The organism is Flavobacterium koreense (assembly GCF_054776075.1).
Window position 1 is genome coordinate 1 of sequence record NZ_BAAHCF010000012.1, and the last position, 2,164, is coordinate 2,164.

2 protein-coding genes are annotated in these 2,164 nt (G+C 33.1%); both read right to left on the reverse strand.

The genetic code is table 11. The features are described from left to right. On the reverse strand, positions 1-1,771 hold a 1,771-nt coding region (locus ACYU7A_RS06225), incomplete at its 3' end, for a putative metal-binding motif-containing protein (RefSeq protein ID WP_460575041.1). Between the two features lie 217 nt (positions 1,772-1,988). Then, positions 1,989-2,156 carry a T9SS type A sorting domain-containing protein gene (locus tag ACYU7A_RS06230; RefSeq protein ID WP_460575405.1) on the reverse strand — a complete coding sequence of 56 codons (168 nt, stop codon included), beginning with the start codon at positions 2,154-2,156 and terminating at the stop codon, positions 1,989-1,991. Positions 2,157-2,164 lie beyond the last annotated feature (8 nt).

Sequence of the window (2,164 nt, forward strand, 5' to 3'; positions counted from 1 at the left end):
TCTCAAACATATATCTTGAGTTGTAAGTCGTTCCTGGAACGTTGGCCAATGAAATATTATTTACTGGTCTGTCAATGATAACAGGTGCAGCAATTGGTGCATTTGTATTCATATCCACTTTAGTGATTTTGAATCTGTATCCTTGAGCAAAATTTGTCCAGTTTGCAGTAACCGTTGAGTGCCAACCTGCAAGAGTTGTACCACATGTTCCTGATGGCAATGAACTTACAATTGGTGTACAAGCATTGTCAATAACTCCATTACAATCGTTATCAATTCCGTCGTAACATACATCAACTGCACCTGGATTGATAGCAGCATTAGCATCGTTGCAATCTGTTGAGAATAAACTTCCTCCACAGGCAACCATAGTCATTGTAACTGAACCAAATCCATCATTATCTGCATCTAAATAACGAACTTCATTATCATTACAATCTAATGTATTTGTTACACCGCTTGGAGCAAATGCTGTTGAACCAAATCCGTCATTATCAAAATCAATATAAGTCAATAAATTGTCGTTTGTATCTAAATTGTTAGTTACTCCACTTGGTGCAAATGTTGTTGAGCCAAACCCATCACCATCAAAATCAATATAAGTCAATGAATTATCGTTTGTATCTAAACTATTAGTTACTCCACTCGGCGCAAATGTTGTTGAGCCAAATCCATCACCATCAAAATCAATATAAGTCAATAAATTATCGTTTGTATCTAAATTGTTAGTTACTCCGCTTGGTGCAAATGTTGTTGAGCCAAACCCATCACCATCAAAATCAATATAAGTCAATGAATTATCGTTAGAATCTAAATTGTTAGTTACAAATCCTAAAGGTGTTCCAGTACAAGACACTTGAGTATTACTTGAAGAACCAAAACCATCTCCATCAAAATCCCTATAATAAGTAACATTTGGATTGACAACAACAGCCACTGTCTTTCCTGAAAATCCGACTGAACAACCTGTAGAAGCTACCGTTCCACTAACGATAGTTATAATAGCACCATTAGCAATTAATGGTAAAGCTGGTGTATTAAAAGTAAACGTACCACTAGCAGAAGAAGTACCACTTACAGGATATTGAATTGGGCCAGTCATGGAATTAGTATAATAAAAAGTTCCAGAAGTGCTTGGCAATAAACCTGTCATTGTAACAGATGAAGTGCCATTTTCGCAAGCAGGAGTTGCTGTTATGGAAGCTAAAGTTGGTAATGGTGTAACAGTAAAATAAGCTTTATAATTAGCACCTCCATTACTAGCAAATTGAACACCAGAACAAGTAGTATTTTGAGAAGAGTAAACTTCCAAAGTATAATTACCAGGAGCTAAATTATATCCTGAAATTATATTATCATTATAAGAAACATTACTCCATTTTTGATCTCTCCCACCACATCCATTCGCAAAATCAGAAGTATATCCAATATTTCTATTTGAAAAAGATGCTTGAGGTCCAGAGGTTAAATATACACTATAAGAAATTTGTGTACTTGTTATATCGCAGCCACCACACTTATAATTATTATGCTCGGCTCCTTTAAAAATAATACCACTAGATCCTTGACAGAATGTTCCTAAGTTAGCGCCATTAAAATCAGGATTTCCAGTAGTAGCTTGTAAATCATAGTAGGTGTTACCACCTCCATTTAAAGACAATACAACAAAAGTTGTATTAAAACCTGCGCTTTGAGCGAATGACAAAGAAACATAAAATAGCATGATCCATAAAAACGCACTAAATTTAATTTTTTGTAATTGTTTTTTCATAATCTAATTTTTTAAATTTATTAATTATTAAACAATCTGAGGCAAAGTAAAGTTAATTAAAAAAACGAGAAAAATAAATATGCTGTAAACTAAATCGTTTTCGTGTTAATAAATAATTGTTTTTGGCTTAATAAATTATTAATTTGAAATTATAACCATAAAAAAACCTCCTCAATTTCTTGAGGAGGTTTTAAACTATTTAGTTCTTATTTAGAAACTATCTTTTAATAACGCGTAGCGTTTTAGTGTTAGACTCTTGAGATACAATTACATTGTAAACTCCTGATGGATATTGGTTTCCTAATTCAAAGTTTTGAATGTCAGAAGCGTTTATCATTTTGTCCTCAACTAGTTTTCCTATCATGTCGTAAACTCTAACTTGAATGTTAGCTT